Source organism: Photobacterium panuliri (assembly GCF_059920555.1).
Window position 1 is genome coordinate 322,226 of record NZ_CP197193.1, and the last position, 14,658, is coordinate 336,883.

General features: G+C 45.6%; 13 protein-coding genes. 6 read left to right on the forward strand and 7 right to left on the reverse strand.

The annotated features are described in order from the left end of the window. Positions 1-399 precede the first annotated feature (399 nt). The 3 genes from ACSF8X_RS17565 to ACSF8X_RS17575 all read right to left on the reverse strand — a co-directional run bounded on the left by ACSF8X_RS17565 (position 400) and on the right by ACSF8X_RS17575 (position 5,666). Positions 400-1,560, reverse strand: coding sequence for an MFS transporter (locus ACSF8X_RS17565; RefSeq protein ID WP_047879915.1), 1,161 nt, complete (start codon positions 1,558-1,560; stop codon positions 400-402). A 780-nt stretch (positions 1,561-2,340) separates the two neighbouring features. Beyond that, positions 2,341-3,666: a serine hydrolase domain-containing protein gene (locus tag ACSF8X_RS17570; RefSeq protein WP_500851833.1), complete on the reverse strand. Its 1,326-nt coding sequence runs from the start codon at positions 3,664-3,666 to the stop codon at positions 2,341-2,343. A gap of 338 nt (positions 3,667-4,004) precedes the next feature. After that, the gene (locus ACSF8X_RS17575) at positions 4,005-5,666 is read right to left on the reverse strand and encodes an AMP-binding protein (protein ID WP_240478334.1); all 1,662 of its coding nucleotides are present in this window, start codon (positions 5,664-5,666) and stop codon (positions 4,005-4,007) included. A gap of 539 nt (positions 5,667-6,205) precedes the next feature. Here ACSF8X_RS17575 and ACSF8X_RS17580 point away from each other — a divergent pair. Both ACSF8X_RS17580 and ACSF8X_RS17585 read left to right on the forward strand, forming a co-directional pair. Continuing rightward, positions 6,206-6,667: a TetR family transcriptional regulator gene (locus ACSF8X_RS17580; RefSeq protein ID WP_047879918.1), complete on the forward strand. Its 462-nt coding sequence runs from the start codon at positions 6,206-6,208 to the stop codon at positions 6,665-6,667. A 65-nt stretch (positions 6,668-6,732) separates the two neighbouring features. Beyond that, positions 6,733-6,945: a hypothetical protein gene (locus ACSF8X_RS17585; RefSeq protein WP_047879919.1), complete on the forward strand. Its 213-nt coding sequence runs from the start codon at positions 6,733-6,735 to the stop codon at positions 6,943-6,945. Positions 6,946-7,019: 74 nt separating this feature from the next. Here ACSF8X_RS17585 and ACSF8X_RS17590 read toward each other — a convergent pair whose 3' ends face one another. Beyond that, on the reverse strand, positions 7,020-7,823 hold the full coding sequence (locus ACSF8X_RS17590; RefSeq protein ID WP_047879920.1) for a M48 family metallopeptidase: 804 nt from the start codon (positions 7,821-7,823) through the stop codon (positions 7,020-7,022). A 123-nt stretch (positions 7,824-7,946) separates the two neighbouring features. On the opposite strand from ACSF8X_RS17590, the gene ACSF8X_RS17595 reads away from it, so the two are divergent. The 4 genes from ACSF8X_RS17595 (at position 7,947) to ACSF8X_RS17610 (ending at position 10,483) form a co-directional block, all read left to right on the forward strand. Next, a complete protein-coding gene (locus ACSF8X_RS17595; protein WP_047879921.1) occupies positions 7,947-8,381 on the forward strand; it encodes a hotdog fold thioesterase in 435 nt (144 codons plus the stop codon). Next, positions 8,378-8,614 (forward strand): DUF3389 domain-containing protein, encoded by a 237-nt coding sequence (locus tag ACSF8X_RS17600; RefSeq protein WP_047879922.1) that lies wholly within the window; start codon positions 8,378-8,380, stop codon positions 8,612-8,614. The genes ACSF8X_RS17595 and ACSF8X_RS17600 overlap by 4 nt, the downstream gene beginning before the upstream one ends. 342 nt (positions 8,615-8,956) lie before the next feature. Beyond that, on the forward strand, positions 8,957-9,781 hold the full coding sequence (locus ACSF8X_RS17605) for a phosphotransferase (protein ID WP_500851834.1): 825 nt from the start codon (positions 8,957-8,959) through the stop codon (positions 9,779-9,781). Between the two features lie 78 nt (positions 9,782-9,859). Next, positions 9,860-10,483, forward strand: coding sequence for a putative ATP-dependent zinc protease (locus ACSF8X_RS17610; RefSeq protein WP_500851835.1), 624 nt, complete (start codon positions 9,860-9,862; stop codon positions 10,481-10,483). Positions 10,484-10,541: 58 nt separating this feature from the next. Here the strand turns inward: ACSF8X_RS17610 and ACSF8X_RS17615 are convergent, their stop codons facing one another. The 3 genes from ACSF8X_RS17615 to ACSF8X_RS17625 form a co-directional block, all read right to left on the reverse strand. Continuing rightward, positions 10,542-11,357: a DUF2797 domain-containing protein gene (locus tag ACSF8X_RS17615; RefSeq protein WP_500851836.1), complete on the reverse strand. Its 816-nt coding sequence runs from the start codon at positions 11,355-11,357 to the stop codon at positions 10,542-10,544. A 121-nt stretch (positions 11,358-11,478) separates the two neighbouring features. Continuing rightward, positions 11,479-13,851, reverse strand: a complete 2,373-nt coding sequence (locus ACSF8X_RS17620) for a fatty acid cis/trans isomerase (RefSeq protein WP_500851837.1) — start codon at positions 13,849-13,851, stop codon at positions 11,479-11,481. A gap of 229 nt (positions 13,852-14,080) precedes the next feature. Next, positions 14,081-14,530 (reverse strand): DUF3069 domain-containing protein, encoded by a 450-nt coding sequence (locus ACSF8X_RS17625; RefSeq protein ID WP_500851838.1) that lies wholly within the window; start codon positions 14,528-14,530, stop codon positions 14,081-14,083. Positions 14,531-14,658: the final 128 nt, after the last annotated feature.

Below are 14,658 nucleotides of genomic sequence, written 5' to 3' on the forward strand. Positions count from 1 at the left end.
ACTTGCTGGTAAGGATGACATATAGGGATCGCTTCAGGATGAGGCAACGGACACCTCCAGGCTGGAGATGAGAGTCGTAACGGGATGTTGCGACGGGTCAAGGCGAGACCAATGGACTTATCCAGGACGGATATGCAAAGGAAGACGCTGAAGGACGCAGCTTGATCACGGAATGATGCAGGGAGCACCATAGTAGCGGGAATGCTGCATAAAAGACCAAGGGCGCGACGAAAGTCGCGCCCGTTCTTTTTTGTATTCAACCCCTCACTCAGCCAACGATCATTTTTCTCCTTTTCGTATTAAGAGGTCGGATGTAGGTTGGTATGAGCTTGTATAGAGTGGCGAAAAAAAGGCGGTATACCATAGGTATACCGCCTTTTTGTGTATCTAGTGGATGATTTAGTGAGCTACGGCAGCCGGTTTGGTTTTCAAGCTGACAAGTAGCATATAAAGCGACGTAGCAAGTAGGATTCCGAAGAAGTAAGCCATTAGGCCTTGTTCTTGTCCCATGTAGAAATCAGCAGCAACCGGGCCCAAGGCTGATCCCACACTGTAGCAAAACAGCATGACTTGCGTTGCCGAAACAATGGACTGTGAGGGGATACCGTCACAGGCCAGGGTGATTGCGATAGGGTAGAGTGCAAATGCAGACATACCTAAGAGTGCCAGCGCAACAATTTGAGTCACGTAGCTTTGATCGACTAAGTATAAGCCCATCGCAAACACACCTAGTAAGCACATGAGTGCCAGCAGGACAGTTTTTGACATGCGGCAGGAAAGTTTACCGACGATGGGTTGAATAACCATACCACCAAGTACTGTTGCGGCCATGAGCACACTGATTTTATCGTTACCGCTGACTTCAGCTTTAAGGGCCAGAGGTAATAGCCCATAAATTGAGCCCATAACAATCCCTGAGACGATACAGCCAACAAAAGCAGGTTTGCTCAAGCCTAGGATTTGGCGCAGCGAGAGGCTGATGTGCTGTTCCACATTGGGCTTTGCACCTTTGGCGGCAATGGCTGGCAACATAGCAGCTAGCAATAGCCCAAGAACAACGGCAAAGGGGATCATTCCAGCTGTACCGAAAATACCAATGCCGAACTGCCCCAAGGTTGTGCCACCGTAAAGCGACGTCATATATAGGCCAAGGTTTTTAGCGCGTTCTTCTTTGCTGTCACCAATCAGTAGCCATGACTCGATGACGACAAAAATCCCCGCGACCGCAATACCTGCGATAAAACGGCTGCCTAGCCATAGGTTGAGATCACCATTGACTGACATTAGCAAGACTGTTGCTGCAAGCAAGGTCAAAAAGGTCACAAAGGCCATGCGGTGACCGATGCGCTTAATCACCGGCTCAATCATCAAGGAGCCGATTAGTAAACCGATATAATAGGCACTTGCAAGCCAACTGGCCGCTTGTGTTGGCAGATTGTTATGGCCCAGTGCCAATGGCAAAAGGCTCATTAAATAGCCGGACGCAATTGCAAAAATGCTAAGTCCAGTAACCGGCACCCAGATACTAGAGCGCGCAGGGGTTGTAGCGACTTGATTCACTACCCAATCTCCAACAGAAATGTTTTTTAAGAATAAAGACGCGGCAGAAGAGCGCGCCCGCATAGGCAATAGCCGTATCCCAAACTATGGTGAGTTTGCTTGATAGCGAGAAGTACCAATATTTGGGGTGGAAAAATTGCATCGGCAAGCAGGATGAGAACCTGCCCGAAATGGGAATATGAGGCCAAAATCACAGTAGGTAAAATGAGAAAATTTTATGCGACAGAAAAGGTTAATTTATCTTTCTCTGGTGAGACAGAAATACCTTATGAAGGCTAAACAAATCTCGAGGCATTTACCAATGGTGGTTGATTTTATATTGCTGATATTAATTGATTTTTATGGATTTTTTGATGTGTCTTATGTTTTGTGACGGTGATCATGTTTCGTGGGCTAAATGAAAAAAAATACAATCCAAGTGAGGTTGTTGTTCGTCATGATAAAAATAATTTTCCGTTAGCGTAAAAAACAATCGCTTTGGTCTGATTTTAAAGGGGAGTACGCGCTGCTATTGTGCAAATATTCACCAATTTAGGGCGTGTATAGTGGTATTTGCATCATTTCTTTAAAGTATCAAGTGCTTAGAACTGGTACATGTTATGCATTAGCTTATGAGGATACAGAAGGAGTGATGCCTAGATATGAGTTTGTGATGCGGTAAGAAAGAAAAAGCGGCTTGGTTCAGCGCTACACCTTGCTAGAATTCTGGAGTCAATCTTCAGTAGCGGGAAAATTGACTCTAGCATTCACAATAGCAGGTGTAGTGCTTTTTTTGCAGTATTAGTTAGTTATTCGTGCAAATCGGGATAGGTAGCGACCATCACGAGAGAAGAAGATGATCTCTTCGGCAATTTCGTTTTGATTTCGTTTAATCCGGATCATATTGTCAATGCCATGGGCGACAACTCGGTTTTTATTCTCGATTGTTAATGGAATAGAAAATTGGTTCACTTTTGCCTGCAACACGTTATCTTGGAAAACGATCTGTAGCGGTATCCCATTACTGTCAAGGTAGTTTCCAACCACTTCTATTCTATGCTGCCAGCCATTTTTATCTTCTTTCGGTAGCTTCAATTTATGGTTTGGCGTTTTGTCTTTCATAATACGGACAATATCAGCAGCAAGCATTTCCAAGTTTGTGTTGAAAACGTTGCTCATTGCGATATAAACCGTATTTGTTTTGGGATGCTGCATTAGTAGCGCTTTGTAGCCATCGATCTTACCCTGATTGACGTAGTAAAACTCACCTTCGATCTCCTGCATGGTGAGACCTAGTTTTTGTTCATACATCATTTGCAGTGTATCGTGGCTTATGATTTGACCTCGACTGAGTGCTTGGTTCCACAGATAGAGATCGCGGGCGGTGGTTATTAGCTCTCCTGCGGAACCTGCACAGCCAACAGGGGTAATCTGTGCATCAATTAAGCCTGAGAGCTCGTAGGATTTCGCAAGTTGGACAGAAAGGGTTAGTTTTAGACTTGAGTCTTTAAGCCCGGCTGGTCGTATGATTTCTTTGGTTACATAGTCGCTATAGTTTTGCCGTGTGACTTTCTCAATAATCCCACCAAGTAAGTAGTAATTGGCGTGACTATAGTTGTACATCAGGCTCGGTGTGTAAACTTTTGAGTTTGCAACAATCTCATTGATGATGCTGTTTGATCGGCAACTTGATTTGTATTCACGCCAGTCAGTATCACGGTAAAGGCCAGATGTGTGATCCAGCAGCATTTTGATGGTGATATCACGGCCTTTATTTAGTTGTGGATAATATTTGGAAACGGGATCATCCAGATCAAGTTTCTTTTCTTCATAGAGTTTCAGGATAGCAACGGCTGTGAACTGCTTGGTGATTGATCCAACTTTAAATTGGTTTTGCGGATTTAATTCGCGCTTGTGCTTGACGTCGGCAAAACCAAAAGATTCTTCATATAAAATATTGCTGTCTTTCGCAATTAATACGTTGCCATTAAACCAACCGTACTGACGCTGGTGATTGAAATAGTCGTCAAGGTTAGTTTGTAGAGAATCGCTCGCCCATGTAGGCGTTGCGGTGCTGGCGAGAAGAGCAACAAGGCCCGCTATGGTTGTGCGTTTGAGTTTGATCATAAAGTTCAATGTGAGAATTCATTTTCCATATATATAGCAACAAAATTACCACTGGTTTCGCAACGACATAGTGTTAGATCGCAACTTGCGGGTAGTTGTGTTTAATTACTCGAGTCACTTAATGTTTTTTATAATATGCAATTACGGTTGCAATAATAAGTGAGAGGCGGTGCGGTTATCATTCGTTATCTTATTGTTATAAAATAATTTATTGATTTATCGGTTGGTAAGACGGTGGGTGAGGGGGTAGATTTATTTTGTCTCTGGGATGAGGTTCTGAATCTATAGATCAATGGTAGGAAAAACGCCGAACAGAGGGTGTCCGGCGTTTTGTTGGTTTAACTCAGGTTATCTTCCCACTGAACAAGTTTATCTTTAGGCCAATGGGAACCTATATCGTGATATTTTTTCTCAAGCACGTGTCGTTTGATTTTCAATGTTGGAGTTAGAATGCCATTTTCGACACTCCAAGGATCCTCAATCATTAAGACCCCTTTGATTTTTGCGTGTGATTCGAGTTCCTTATTGATGGTGTCGATAACGCGTTTAGCGGTTTTCTCGTAGCGCTCACGGTCAAAGTTTTGGAATTGGTGCGGAATCGCCAGCAAAATGGGGGCAGGTAGGCCCGAGCCGATGACACACATTAATTCAATATTGGCGAGCTCAAAAATACGTTTCTCAATAGGAACCGGCGATACGAATTTGCCTTTGGCTGTTTTGAATGTGTCGTTGATACGGCCTTGAATGGTCAGATAGCCTTCATCGTCAATAGAACCGATATCTCCAGTATGAAGCCATCCGTCACTGTCGAACATTTTCGCCGTGGCTTCTTCATTCTTGTAGTAACCAGAAAAGAGCCCCATGCCTCGGACAAGGATTTCTTCGTTGTCGGAAACCTTCACTTCTATGCCGGGCCCAGCATTACCAACAGTACCGATTTTATCGCTGCGGAATGGGTGATTGAGTGTGCTGTAAGCAAAAGACTCGGTCATCCCCCATGCTTCGGTGATCTTGAGACCGACATTCTCGTACCAGCGTAGTAGAGCCGGTGAGATAGGCGCTGAACCACAGCCAAGTACCCTTGCTTTGTTTAAGCCAAGCCCATCTGCCAATTTGCGTTTAATAACACCTGAGACAAACGGGATTTTGAGCAGGATATTGAGTTTTCCCTGGGGGAGTTTTTCAAGGATGCGCTGTTGGAACAGGGTCCATAGGCGAGGTACGGAAATAAACAGGGTTGGACGATGCATTTTGACATCATCAATAAAAGTATCGAGTGATTCTGGAAAGGCGACTTGCATTCCTGCGATAACAGAAGAGCCAAAGATATAGACTCGCTCTGTGATGTGGGCCAGAGGCAAATAGGAAAATAGGCGTTCACCGTCTTGCATACCGATGTGATCAACAAGGCGTTGAACTGACCATGAAAACGCACCGTAACTCAGCATAGCCCCCTTGGGAAGGCCAGATGTACCGGATGTGTAGACGATAGACATAATGTCATTCGGCTGGTGGTTTGGACGTTCCTCACTTGGCTTATATTTGGCGATAAACTCGTTAAAGCCGTACTGGCATTTTGGTGCAGAAGGGTAATCAAAATTGACAGTAAAGAGGTCTGGCATGCCAGCCAGAACGGTATTGATGGCTTTACTGTCGTCAAGTTTACCAATAAGCAGGGCTTTGGATTCACTGTGGGTAAGACAATGCTCAACGGTTTCAGGGCCAGCGGTTGGGAAGATTGGCACGCTGATGTAGCTGCCGAGCATTAATGCAAGATCGGTGATGAACCATTCGGCACAGTTTTTTGACATCAGCGCAATGCGATCCCCAGGCTGGAAACCTTGGGCGCGGAGAGCACTGACGAGTCGCAGAGCTTTGTCTGCTACCTCGGCATAGGTGAAGTCGACAAATTGACGATTGATGATTTGGCGAAGGTAGACTTCGTTACTGCGTTCTTTTGCCCATTTCAAAATACAATCAGTCGGCAGTTGTTGAGTCATAAGGGAATCCTTAATGCGATCCGTTTGCAAAGGTAGAGTCATACAGCGATCCTTCCATGTTATCGTTTTGTTAAAATAATAGCTTTTGCACTGATTGGTCAAGCAGATTTATGACTGAATGTGCATAATCACTTTGTAATTACAGCAAAAAAAGCAATGGTCATACCTGTCAGTAACTAAGGTAGAACAAAATTTAAACAACTGCGTAGATTTCGTGTTTGTAACGTTTTAGTGCGGTGGATAACGATGTGTAACTGTTGCGAAATTCACTCATGGGATCGAATGAAGGGATTTATTGCGAGATTTGTCCTCATGTTTTGCATGGATGTGGATTTTATGTAAGATTATGCCTTGATAAAAAAGTGTTTTTGATAATAATTATCTAACAGGACGATATCCTGTATTTTGGTAGCGGTGGTGCAAATTTAGGCAGCTTGCCGTATTTGTGTATTACGAAATGAGAGCTAATTTGTCATCTTGTCTGTAAGAGCGTAACCTGCAGGCAGATACAATGAATAAGATAATAGAGTCAATTTTTTATGCCGAAGCGTAGTAAAGAAGATACCGAAATTACCATTCAGACAATCATGGATGCTGTGGTCGACCAAATTCTGACGTTGGGCTACGATAAGATGTCTTACACGACGTTGAGTAAGCAGACGGGGATTTCACGAACAGGGATCAGCCATCACTTTCCTAAGAAGCAGGACTTTGCTAACGCGTTAGATGGTCGAATTTTCCGCCTGTTTGTCGAGCGTCTAGACCTAGATAATGGACTGAACACATTCAGTGAAAGCTGGATTGCCGCGTTGGATGATGAAAAATTTCGTGCAACGCTGCGACTGTTATTCCACCATATTGCATCAGCTGAAACGACCAGTGATTTTGCCAAGCGTGGTATAGAGCGGTTGTATGAACTGTGTGAAGAGCGTTTTGGTTCTGAAAGCCAAAAAGAATTAGAATGGCTTCTTGGTAAATCATTGATTAGCCTTGTTAAATAAAATCTCTTGTAATATGTGTTCTAAATAATGCTTGTGTTTTCGTACCAGAAAGAAGGGCATGCTCTGTGTTGAAATATATCGTAATCGCTTTGGTTGGTCTTGGTGTTTATATCGGCATGACTTATAAGGATGATATTGAGGACTTGATGGATTCTCGTTCATTAGAAGAGGTCCATGATGTGTTCGAAGATATGTCAGACAAAGCGTCGGATAGCGCAGATTCGCTTTCTGAGGCCGCTGATAAGTTGAGTTCTAAGTTTGAAGAGCTAACAAACTGATTGTTAGTCATTGTACCAGATAAAAAAGCACCCACCGGGTGCTTTTTTTGTCACGAAGCCAAAGAGGTTATCGTTTAGTTTGGCATTAGCTTGCATTGTGGGTGCGGTGTGCTGGTATTGGGCAGTTTGGCTATTTCGGCTTTTAGATCATCGATACGTGTATCATGTGATGGGTGAGTTGATAGCAATTCTGGTGGCTGTTGGCCGCCTGAGGCTTTGGCCATATTTTTCCAAAGAGTAATGCTTTCTTGTGGATTGAAGCCTGCTTGTGCCATCAGACGCAGTCCCATAATGTCCGACTCGGATTCTTGAGCTCGGCCGTAGGGCATCAAAACCCCGTATTGGACACCTAGTCCCAGTCCTGCCATAGCGGCATCATGGTATTGTGTACCGCTGATGGCGATGCTCGATATTTGCATGCCGACATTGGCCAATTGGCTTCTTGATAGCCTTTCGTTGCTGTGTTGTGCGAGAACATGGGCAATTTCGTGGCCTATCACGGTTGCCAGCTGATCTTGGTTGTTTGCGACGTTGAGTAGGCCAGTGTAAACACCGATTTTTCCACCAGGAAGGGCGAAGGCATTAATTTGCTTGCTGTCAAAAACGACGACTTCCCACTGTCCTGGTGTTTGAGGGCCGGAAAGGGTTGCGGTGAGCGCATCAGTGACACATTGTACGTAATGCTGGGTCGCTTTATTCGTGCTGATTTTTTCTTTTTCTTTTAATTGCTCGAATGATTGAGCGCCAAGCTGTGACATATCTTGTTCTGAATACAGCAACATTTGCTGGCGTCCAGTTGGAGAGCTGCTGCAGGCGGTTAGCGTCAATGCTAATGCGCCGCAGAGGGATGCGCTGATTAGGGGAAACTTACATCGCATTATTGCGTCCTTTCATGGTTGGTACTTGTTCTTGCTATCATACAGCAAAGCGTTGATTGGAGCAGTTTAGCTATACAATTTGGCTCGTATATTTGATGAAAATTCTTGAGGATCTCTATCGTAATGAGTATTTGGAAAAAAGCGTTTACTTTGGCTTCGCTTAATCAGACATCGAAGAATACGCTGGTTGAGCATCTGGGCATTGAATATACCGCATTTGATGAAAATAGCCTGACGGCAGTAATGCCAGTGGAACCTCGGACTCACCAGCCCCTTGGTATGTTACATGGAGGTGCATCGGTGGTGCTGGCTGAAACGCTGGGTTCTATTGCGGCAAACATGTGTGTAGATATGGATAAGTATTGTGTTGGCCTTGATATTAATGCCAACCATATTCGGGCTATGCGCAGTGGTCACGTGATCGGTAGAACAATGCCTCTTCACTTGGGAGCGACGACCCAAGTCTGGCAAATTGAAATCACCGATGAGCGAGGACGCTTGGTGTGTACCAGTCGCTTAACAATGGCTGTAATGAAGCATAAGAAGAAAGAACTATGACAATCGTATTTTCACAAGGGCGAATTATTGCCAACCAACATGAAATTGTTATTCGACTTGATGGTTCGTCTCGGGTGACATTGCAGGCATCGGTTGATGATTGTCGTTTGATAGGCAAGGGAGCGAATGTGGTGACTGCTGTCGGTTCTGGGATCAATTGGTCAGTGAAACTTGATGATGAAAATCAATTGCAGCAGCTTGCGGCAGATGTGGGGATGGCAATTGATGGCTAATCTCCCCCTTATGAGCTAGTTTGGGGATAAAAAGCGCCGATGAAGGCGCTTTTTTTGTATCCGTATCACAGGGTTGAGAGTAAAGCTAGGTCATAAAATGGTTAAAAAGCGGGAAAAATTAGGCTCATTATAAGGTTTACAGTAGCCATGAGGTCGGTGAAAAGGGTATGGTATAGCAAGAGTAAAGTACAGATTAATTCTAATAAAATCACAGGCTTGCATTATTCCGCTAAGGGATAATATACCTTGATAATATTGTGGTGAGAGGCGCCGATGCACAAAGAAAGATTAAAGCAGATTGCAGAGTTTGCTTATAAAACGATTTTTCGGCAAGCAGCCACGTTGAGCAAGATAGAACAGACTTTCTATGGCTGGGTGGTATTTCTAGGTTCAGGAAAATCCCGGGTTGTGGTTAAATTTTCCCGTGAAGTAGGGCGATTGGCGTTAGAGCTCGATGGATTGCAGCGCTTGCGTAAGAGCGTGTCGTGCAAGGTTCCTGAAGTATTATTTTTTGGCCGTGAGGATGGGCACGATTACCTGATGCTGGAGTGGGTTGATGGCATGCCGGCTCACAAACTTCCAGCAACCCCGATGGCTATATCGGCCTTCAGAGATAGTTATGTAGATGTTTTGCTAGAAATGCATGAGCATAGCGCAGAAGGGTATGAGATCCCTAAGCAAGGCTTTACGGATTCATTCGACACTGCATTTGAGCATTGGATGTCGCCGGTTTACCGTTACGTAATGAGTGAGTATTCCCCTTTTACGCCGCATTTGCGTGAAATATATGGCCAGTTGTGGGAGTCTCGCGCTGACATTTTGTCTGAACTAAAAGGGGCCCCATCCTTGATTCATGACGATTGCCATATTGGCAATGTGTTATTTGATCCAAAGACATTCAAGGTCTCTGCTGTGCTAGACCCTTGTGATGTCGGGTTTCGTCACCGGGAAATGGATCTTTTTCATTTGTATGATGTTCGTCCCGAACTGGGTTTGGTCGAGCATTATTGTAAGCATGTAACCTTGGATGACGGCTTCGAGTTGCGGCGCTGGTTTTTCAGTTTGTGGGACGATGCAAAGCATAGTCGTAACATGGGCTGGTTTGACGCGCAATGGCTTGAAGGAAAGGTGGCAAAGATGCATCAATACCGCCCTTTTAGTCAGTGATGTCCATATGATTATGTATTTGGGCTAGTATGGGTATAAACGGTTGTAAATACATAAGGATATTGAGGGGGTCTTGCGATGAGAATAACGTTGCTATTAGCGGGAGTGGTATTGCTGGGAGGTTGTGCCCAGCAATCGGCCCAAAAGACAGACTCCCTGCCTGATGTGAATGAACCCGTACAGCCGGAGGTTGTTGTTAAGCAACCTCCAGTCGATCCCCCAGCTGTAGAACCCGTGCCTGAACTCAAGCCTGAGCCGAAACCCGAATCCAAGCCGGAAGCAAAACCTAAGCCGCAACCTATCGTTACTAAAACTCAGGATGGTAAATTAATTCTGGGGCGTGAGGAATGGGTTGTTTTAGCGTCAACCAAAAAACCAGTCAAGGCGACGGTGGATAATAGTCGTTCGTTGTCATCTATTGGGGTTGCTGACGTACAACCTTTTGAGCGTGATGGAAAAGACTGGGTTAAGTTCAAAGCGGCAGGGCAAAATCTTGAGCTTCCCGTTGAAAGATGGAGCAAGGAAAAAGGCAGTGACGAACGCCAACCTGTGGTTAAGTTGAGAGCACGTCTTGGGGATCTCAATGAACTAACAGAGTTTGCCCTGACGGCCGGGAAAGGTATTGTTCTAGGTGTTAATTTTATCCGCGACGTGGCTGTGTTTGATAGTAACCGGCGTTATGTACAGCCTAAAATAAAGTAGTATCCAGTGGGCTGTTTACATGACGATAAACAGCCCTTTACATCAATGGGTCATATCGTTATTCGTGTTCAGCCATAATTTCATAGCTGGTGAATTTACGAATATTGATGACTCCTGTGTCAAAGATCAGATATTGGCCCTTAATACCCAAGAGGGTGCCTTCGACGACAGGATCTTTATCAAAATTGTGCGAGCTAATCTTTGTCGGGTAGTTATCTACCGGATAGTGAATATCGACAACGGATTCATCTAGCCGCTCAATGGCGTCATTGCCAAACTCTTCGATAAGTTGTGTAAGCCTGGTTTCGATTTGTGGCAACAGACTATTAGCCTCGTGTTTTAAATCGAGTGGTGTTGCACTTCCTTTCAGCATCGCCCGCCAGTTGGTTTTATCTGCGACTAATTCGGCAAGAGCAATTTCCACCAGGCCAGATAGCTGGCGAGTTTTTACCTTGAGAATAGGTAATGCCTGTGTGGCACCTTGGTCAATCCAGCGAGTAGGGAGCTGGGTGTGACGGGTGATACCGACTTTGAGGCCCGAGGTGTTAGAGAGGTACACATAGTGCGGTACCATGCAGTTGTTATCTCCCCATTCTGGTTCTCGGCAGGTGCCTTTGGCATAGTGGCATGTTTCTGGTTTCATAATGCACATATCACAGCGTGCTAGTTTTTTCATGCACGGGAAACAGTGCCCTTGCGAATAACTTTTCTTGGTTTTCTTACCGCATGCATCACAATATATGTTGCCAGTAAAGGTGAGTCGGAGGTGTTTGCCGATGAGTGGGTTTAGAGATAGTTCCTGCTCACCTACAGGCAGGGCGTAGTTAACGACATCGCTTAATGACGAGGTCATCTTACGGAGAGTTCCTTGCATGACTTTGCTCTATATTGTTTTAGGTATTGATATATCTTAACAGCCTTGGGCTGCGCCTGCCCACGGTTAAAAGGTGGTTGAGTAAAAAGCCCATTAAACAATGGGCTTTGTCGTATCGAGGTTAGCGGTTCTCTAGACGGTTATAATCTAGCAATCCAGCCTCAATCGGAAAGTTCTGCTGGTATAGCTGGTTTAGCTTGTCGCTGAATGACCAAAAATCAGGGTCTGTGCGTCGAACAGCATAGCGATCCATAAATTTGGTATAGTCGGCCTCGGTATATACCATTTTGATCTCGCGGGCCAGAGCAGGTAAGTCGCCTTCGTCAACCAACCAGAATGCCCCGGGGTAACTACCAAGAATGCCTTTTACTAATGTGACATTATCTTGGTCGTAGAGCCTGTTAGCCTCTTCGCTAAACAGGCTCGAGATATTTTTGTGGGCACTGTTCCGAACCAAGGTAAACAGCTGGGGAGCCGATGCTGGGTTGCTTGGCATGACCATGATGTAGCTAAGTTCCGGGAACAGCGTCGCTTGCCGGCCTTTTAACTGGTCGATGTTATTCAGTGCATTGATGGCGTCGTTACCAAGCTCAGCCTGACGGTAGTCATAACGCGTGGAATTGACCGGTTTCAGTTTCTGTTCCAGCATCTCGAAGAGTTCTTGCTTAGGGTGTCCGGTAGTAAATTGAACGCCCGTCGGCTGGTCAAACGCATTGATGTCACCCTGTAGAAATTGAGTCAGGTGTTGATCGGCACCAAGATACCAGTCTGCCAGCTCGCTACGACGCGTGCTCGATGGCAGCAAAGACAGGAAGTTTGATTCGCCTTCCATTCGCAGGAAGTCCATATACATACGGGTGACAAGCTGGTGGCCGAAGTTGCCGTACACATCGAAGCCTGCAACCAGAAGATAGTGGATGCGCTCAAGGAGTGAGTAATCGAGGATCCAAGCTGTTTTAGGTGGTTTGCCGACTAGCCCTTTGGTTACCGTCGCACTGTCGAAATGGCGTAGGACGGTCAATGTCGCATTATCGTTGTAGCCATCACCATCCCAGACAAGGTCGGTTGTCAGGTGCTCACCGTTTTTGAATGTGTCAGCCATGAAAGCATTTTTGGCTCGTAGGAATCGACCTTGCTGCTTGGCATAGCTCATCCAATGGGTGAGCGGCAGGGTATTGCTCTCATGTTCGGCTGGCATTCTCAGGTTCTTGGCCTGATCTTGATAAAATGCGTCGACGCGCGGTGTATCGGCCATTGCTGGGTCAACAAAGAAAACCCAAAAACGGTCGTTGATGACATTAAGAGCCAGTTGGCCTCGGCATACCGGCCCTTTGATAAAGCCCATAATTGTATTTTGTGCATTGTCGATCATAAAGCGATAGCGACTATCGACCGGCAATTGGCGGAATGCTTCCATCGGGTTGGCTGCGAGTTCCGGTTCATATCCCGGAAGGGCTGCAACGGTATAGCTTGGTTTGAAGAAGAGTGTCTCGATCCGGGCCATTTTGGTCGGATTGAGGGCGTAAGGCATATGGGTCTTGTCGACAATTGTCTCGCGTACTTGCTGGAAGCGGTAATACACCCGCTCGACACCGGGATCATCGAAAGGACGTCGGGTCGCGATAATATCAATAGGTTTTCCTTGTGCCGTGCGTGAACGAACCAGATTGAAAAAGACCGGAGTCTCCTCGTCGCTGAAATAAAGGTGAGCGACAAAGAGGTGCTCGTAAATGTAGCGGCTGACAAGCTGCTGTTTGAAGCTGTCTCCATTGAGGAATTTTTCCCACTGGGACACTTTCGCCTGCGTTGATAGAGATGGAGGGGCAACGGCAGCCATCGGGGAGCCAGCACTGAGCCAATCCATCAATACCTTATTATCGGCATCACTGATCTTCGGCAGGCCGTATGGCATTCCCCACTGCGGGTAGTCATGTTCGTACTGGGCCATTTCTTCAATGGTCGGGCACTGTTGATTGCGATCAAGCGAAAAATCCCACTCATCGGCCGTGAGTACGGTTTGCTCAGGGAGAGGGTGCGCCTGTTTTAGTTGCAGCATGCGTGCCATAACACCGGCTTGTGTGTTGGCCTCGGGAGACTGCTCGCGTTCATTGAGTACGGCATTGAATCCCTTGTCACGCCATTGTGCCGTTGATTGGGCATCAATGAACATTCGGGTGGTATTTGCCGCAATCAGGCGAGTGCCTTCGTACACTTTTTCTTTGTTGCTTCCTCGATCAATCCCTTCCGCTGAAGACAGTTTTAACTGGCAGGGGGCATCGTAGCAGGCATGGCAGACGACGCAGCGGTTCTCGATAATGGGTTTGACTTCAGTGAGGTAGTTGTTGGCCTGAAGCGAGTTTGCCGGGGCAATGCGCTGCTGTGGCTCTGCTCTGCCGAATCGCTGGTCGAAATTAAAACCGGCATAGACGGCACAGCCAGAAAACAGCACGGTGAGCAATAGTATAAAAATACGCTTACAGTGTTTTATTGACATGTTTTATTCGTTATTTAAGGTAGAAAGACTAATTTGATCATGTTCAATTGTATACCGAAATGGAGAAAAATAGCTTGTATCGGTGCTGAATCTACCTGTTTTATAGGAAATGAGTCAGTAACGACTAATTATCGAAATTCAATTGGCGGTGATTCTCTTTACCCAACAGGAAAGATAAAAAAAGCCTGCCGAAGCAAGCTTTTGTTTTTGATTGAAAGAATCTTGCGTATTACGCGAAGATTGCTAGGAATTCACGCTTCATTGGTGGGTTGCGGCGTGCTTTCTTAAGTTGCTTACACATGTCTTTAACGCAGCTGTGCAGTACTTTGTCTAGCATTACGGCTTTGTATTCAGCAAACTCGTCATCGCTCATATCAGCCGGTTTTTCTGTTTCTTGCATTTCGCCAAGGAAATCAACACCAGAGTAGCTTTGGCTTAGAGAAACAAGAGCGTGGAACTGCTCGAAGTTGTCCAATACGTTTTGTGCGCTGGCTGGAAGTTGCTCCCAAGCTTCACGAGTTGATGGCTCAGACACTTTGTAAACATTGATCAGCATGTCGTGCAGTTCAGCAGGAACTTGCTCGAATTCAACCAGTTTGCGTAGTTCAGGAGAACAGTCGGCAAGAGAAAGTGTTACTTCTTCAACGTGAGTATTTTCGGTGTTTGTCATATCAGACATCGCTATATTCCTGTAGCGTAGATGAAAATTAAGGGGGTGAATGCTATAGCCCTGCCGGGAAATGTCAATAATAAGCTTATCATCGATTTTTTATCATTTGTCTCATCTTGGGTGAATAGGCGATAACA

Bases quoted from the DNA above. Each gene is read 5' to 3' on its own strand.
- ACSF8X_RS17570 (WP_500851833.1), bottom strand. From the start codon at position 3,666: ATGATCAAACTCAAACGCACAACCATAGCGGGCCTTGTTGCTCTTCTC.
- ACSF8X_RS17575 (WP_240478334.1), bottom strand. From the start codon at position 5,666: ATGACTCAACAACTGCCGACTGATTGTATTTTGAAATGGGCAAAAGAA.
- ACSF8X_RS17580 (WP_047879918.1), top strand. From the start codon at position 6,206: ATGCCGAAGCGTAGTAAAGAAGATACCGAAATTACCATTCAGACAATC.
- ACSF8X_RS17590 (WP_047879920.1), bottom strand. From the start codon at position 7,823: ATGCGATGTAAGTTTCCCCTAATCAGCGCATCCCTCTGCGGCGCATTA.
- ACSF8X_RS17595 (WP_047879921.1), top strand. From the start codon at position 7,947: ATGAGTATTTGGAAAAAAGCGTTTACTTTGGCTTCGCTTAATCAGACA.
- ACSF8X_RS17600 (WP_047879922.1), top strand. From the start codon at position 8,378: ATGACAATCGTATTTTCACAAGGGCGAATTATTGCCAACCAACATGAA.
- ACSF8X_RS17610 (WP_500851835.1), top strand. From the start codon at position 9,860: ATGAGAATAACGTTGCTATTAGCGGGAGTGGTATTGCTGGGAGGTTGT.
- ACSF8X_RS17615 (WP_500851836.1), bottom strand. From the start codon at position 11,357: ATGCAAGGAACTCTCCGTAAGATGACCTCGTCATTAAGCGATGTCGTT.
- ACSF8X_RS17620 (WP_500851837.1), bottom strand. From the start codon at position 13,851: ATGTCAATAAAACACTGTAAGCGTATTTTTATACTATTGCTCACCGTG.
- ACSF8X_RS17625 (WP_500851838.1), bottom strand. From the start codon at position 14,530: ATGTCTGATATGACAAACACCGAAAATACTCACGTTGAAGAAGTAACA.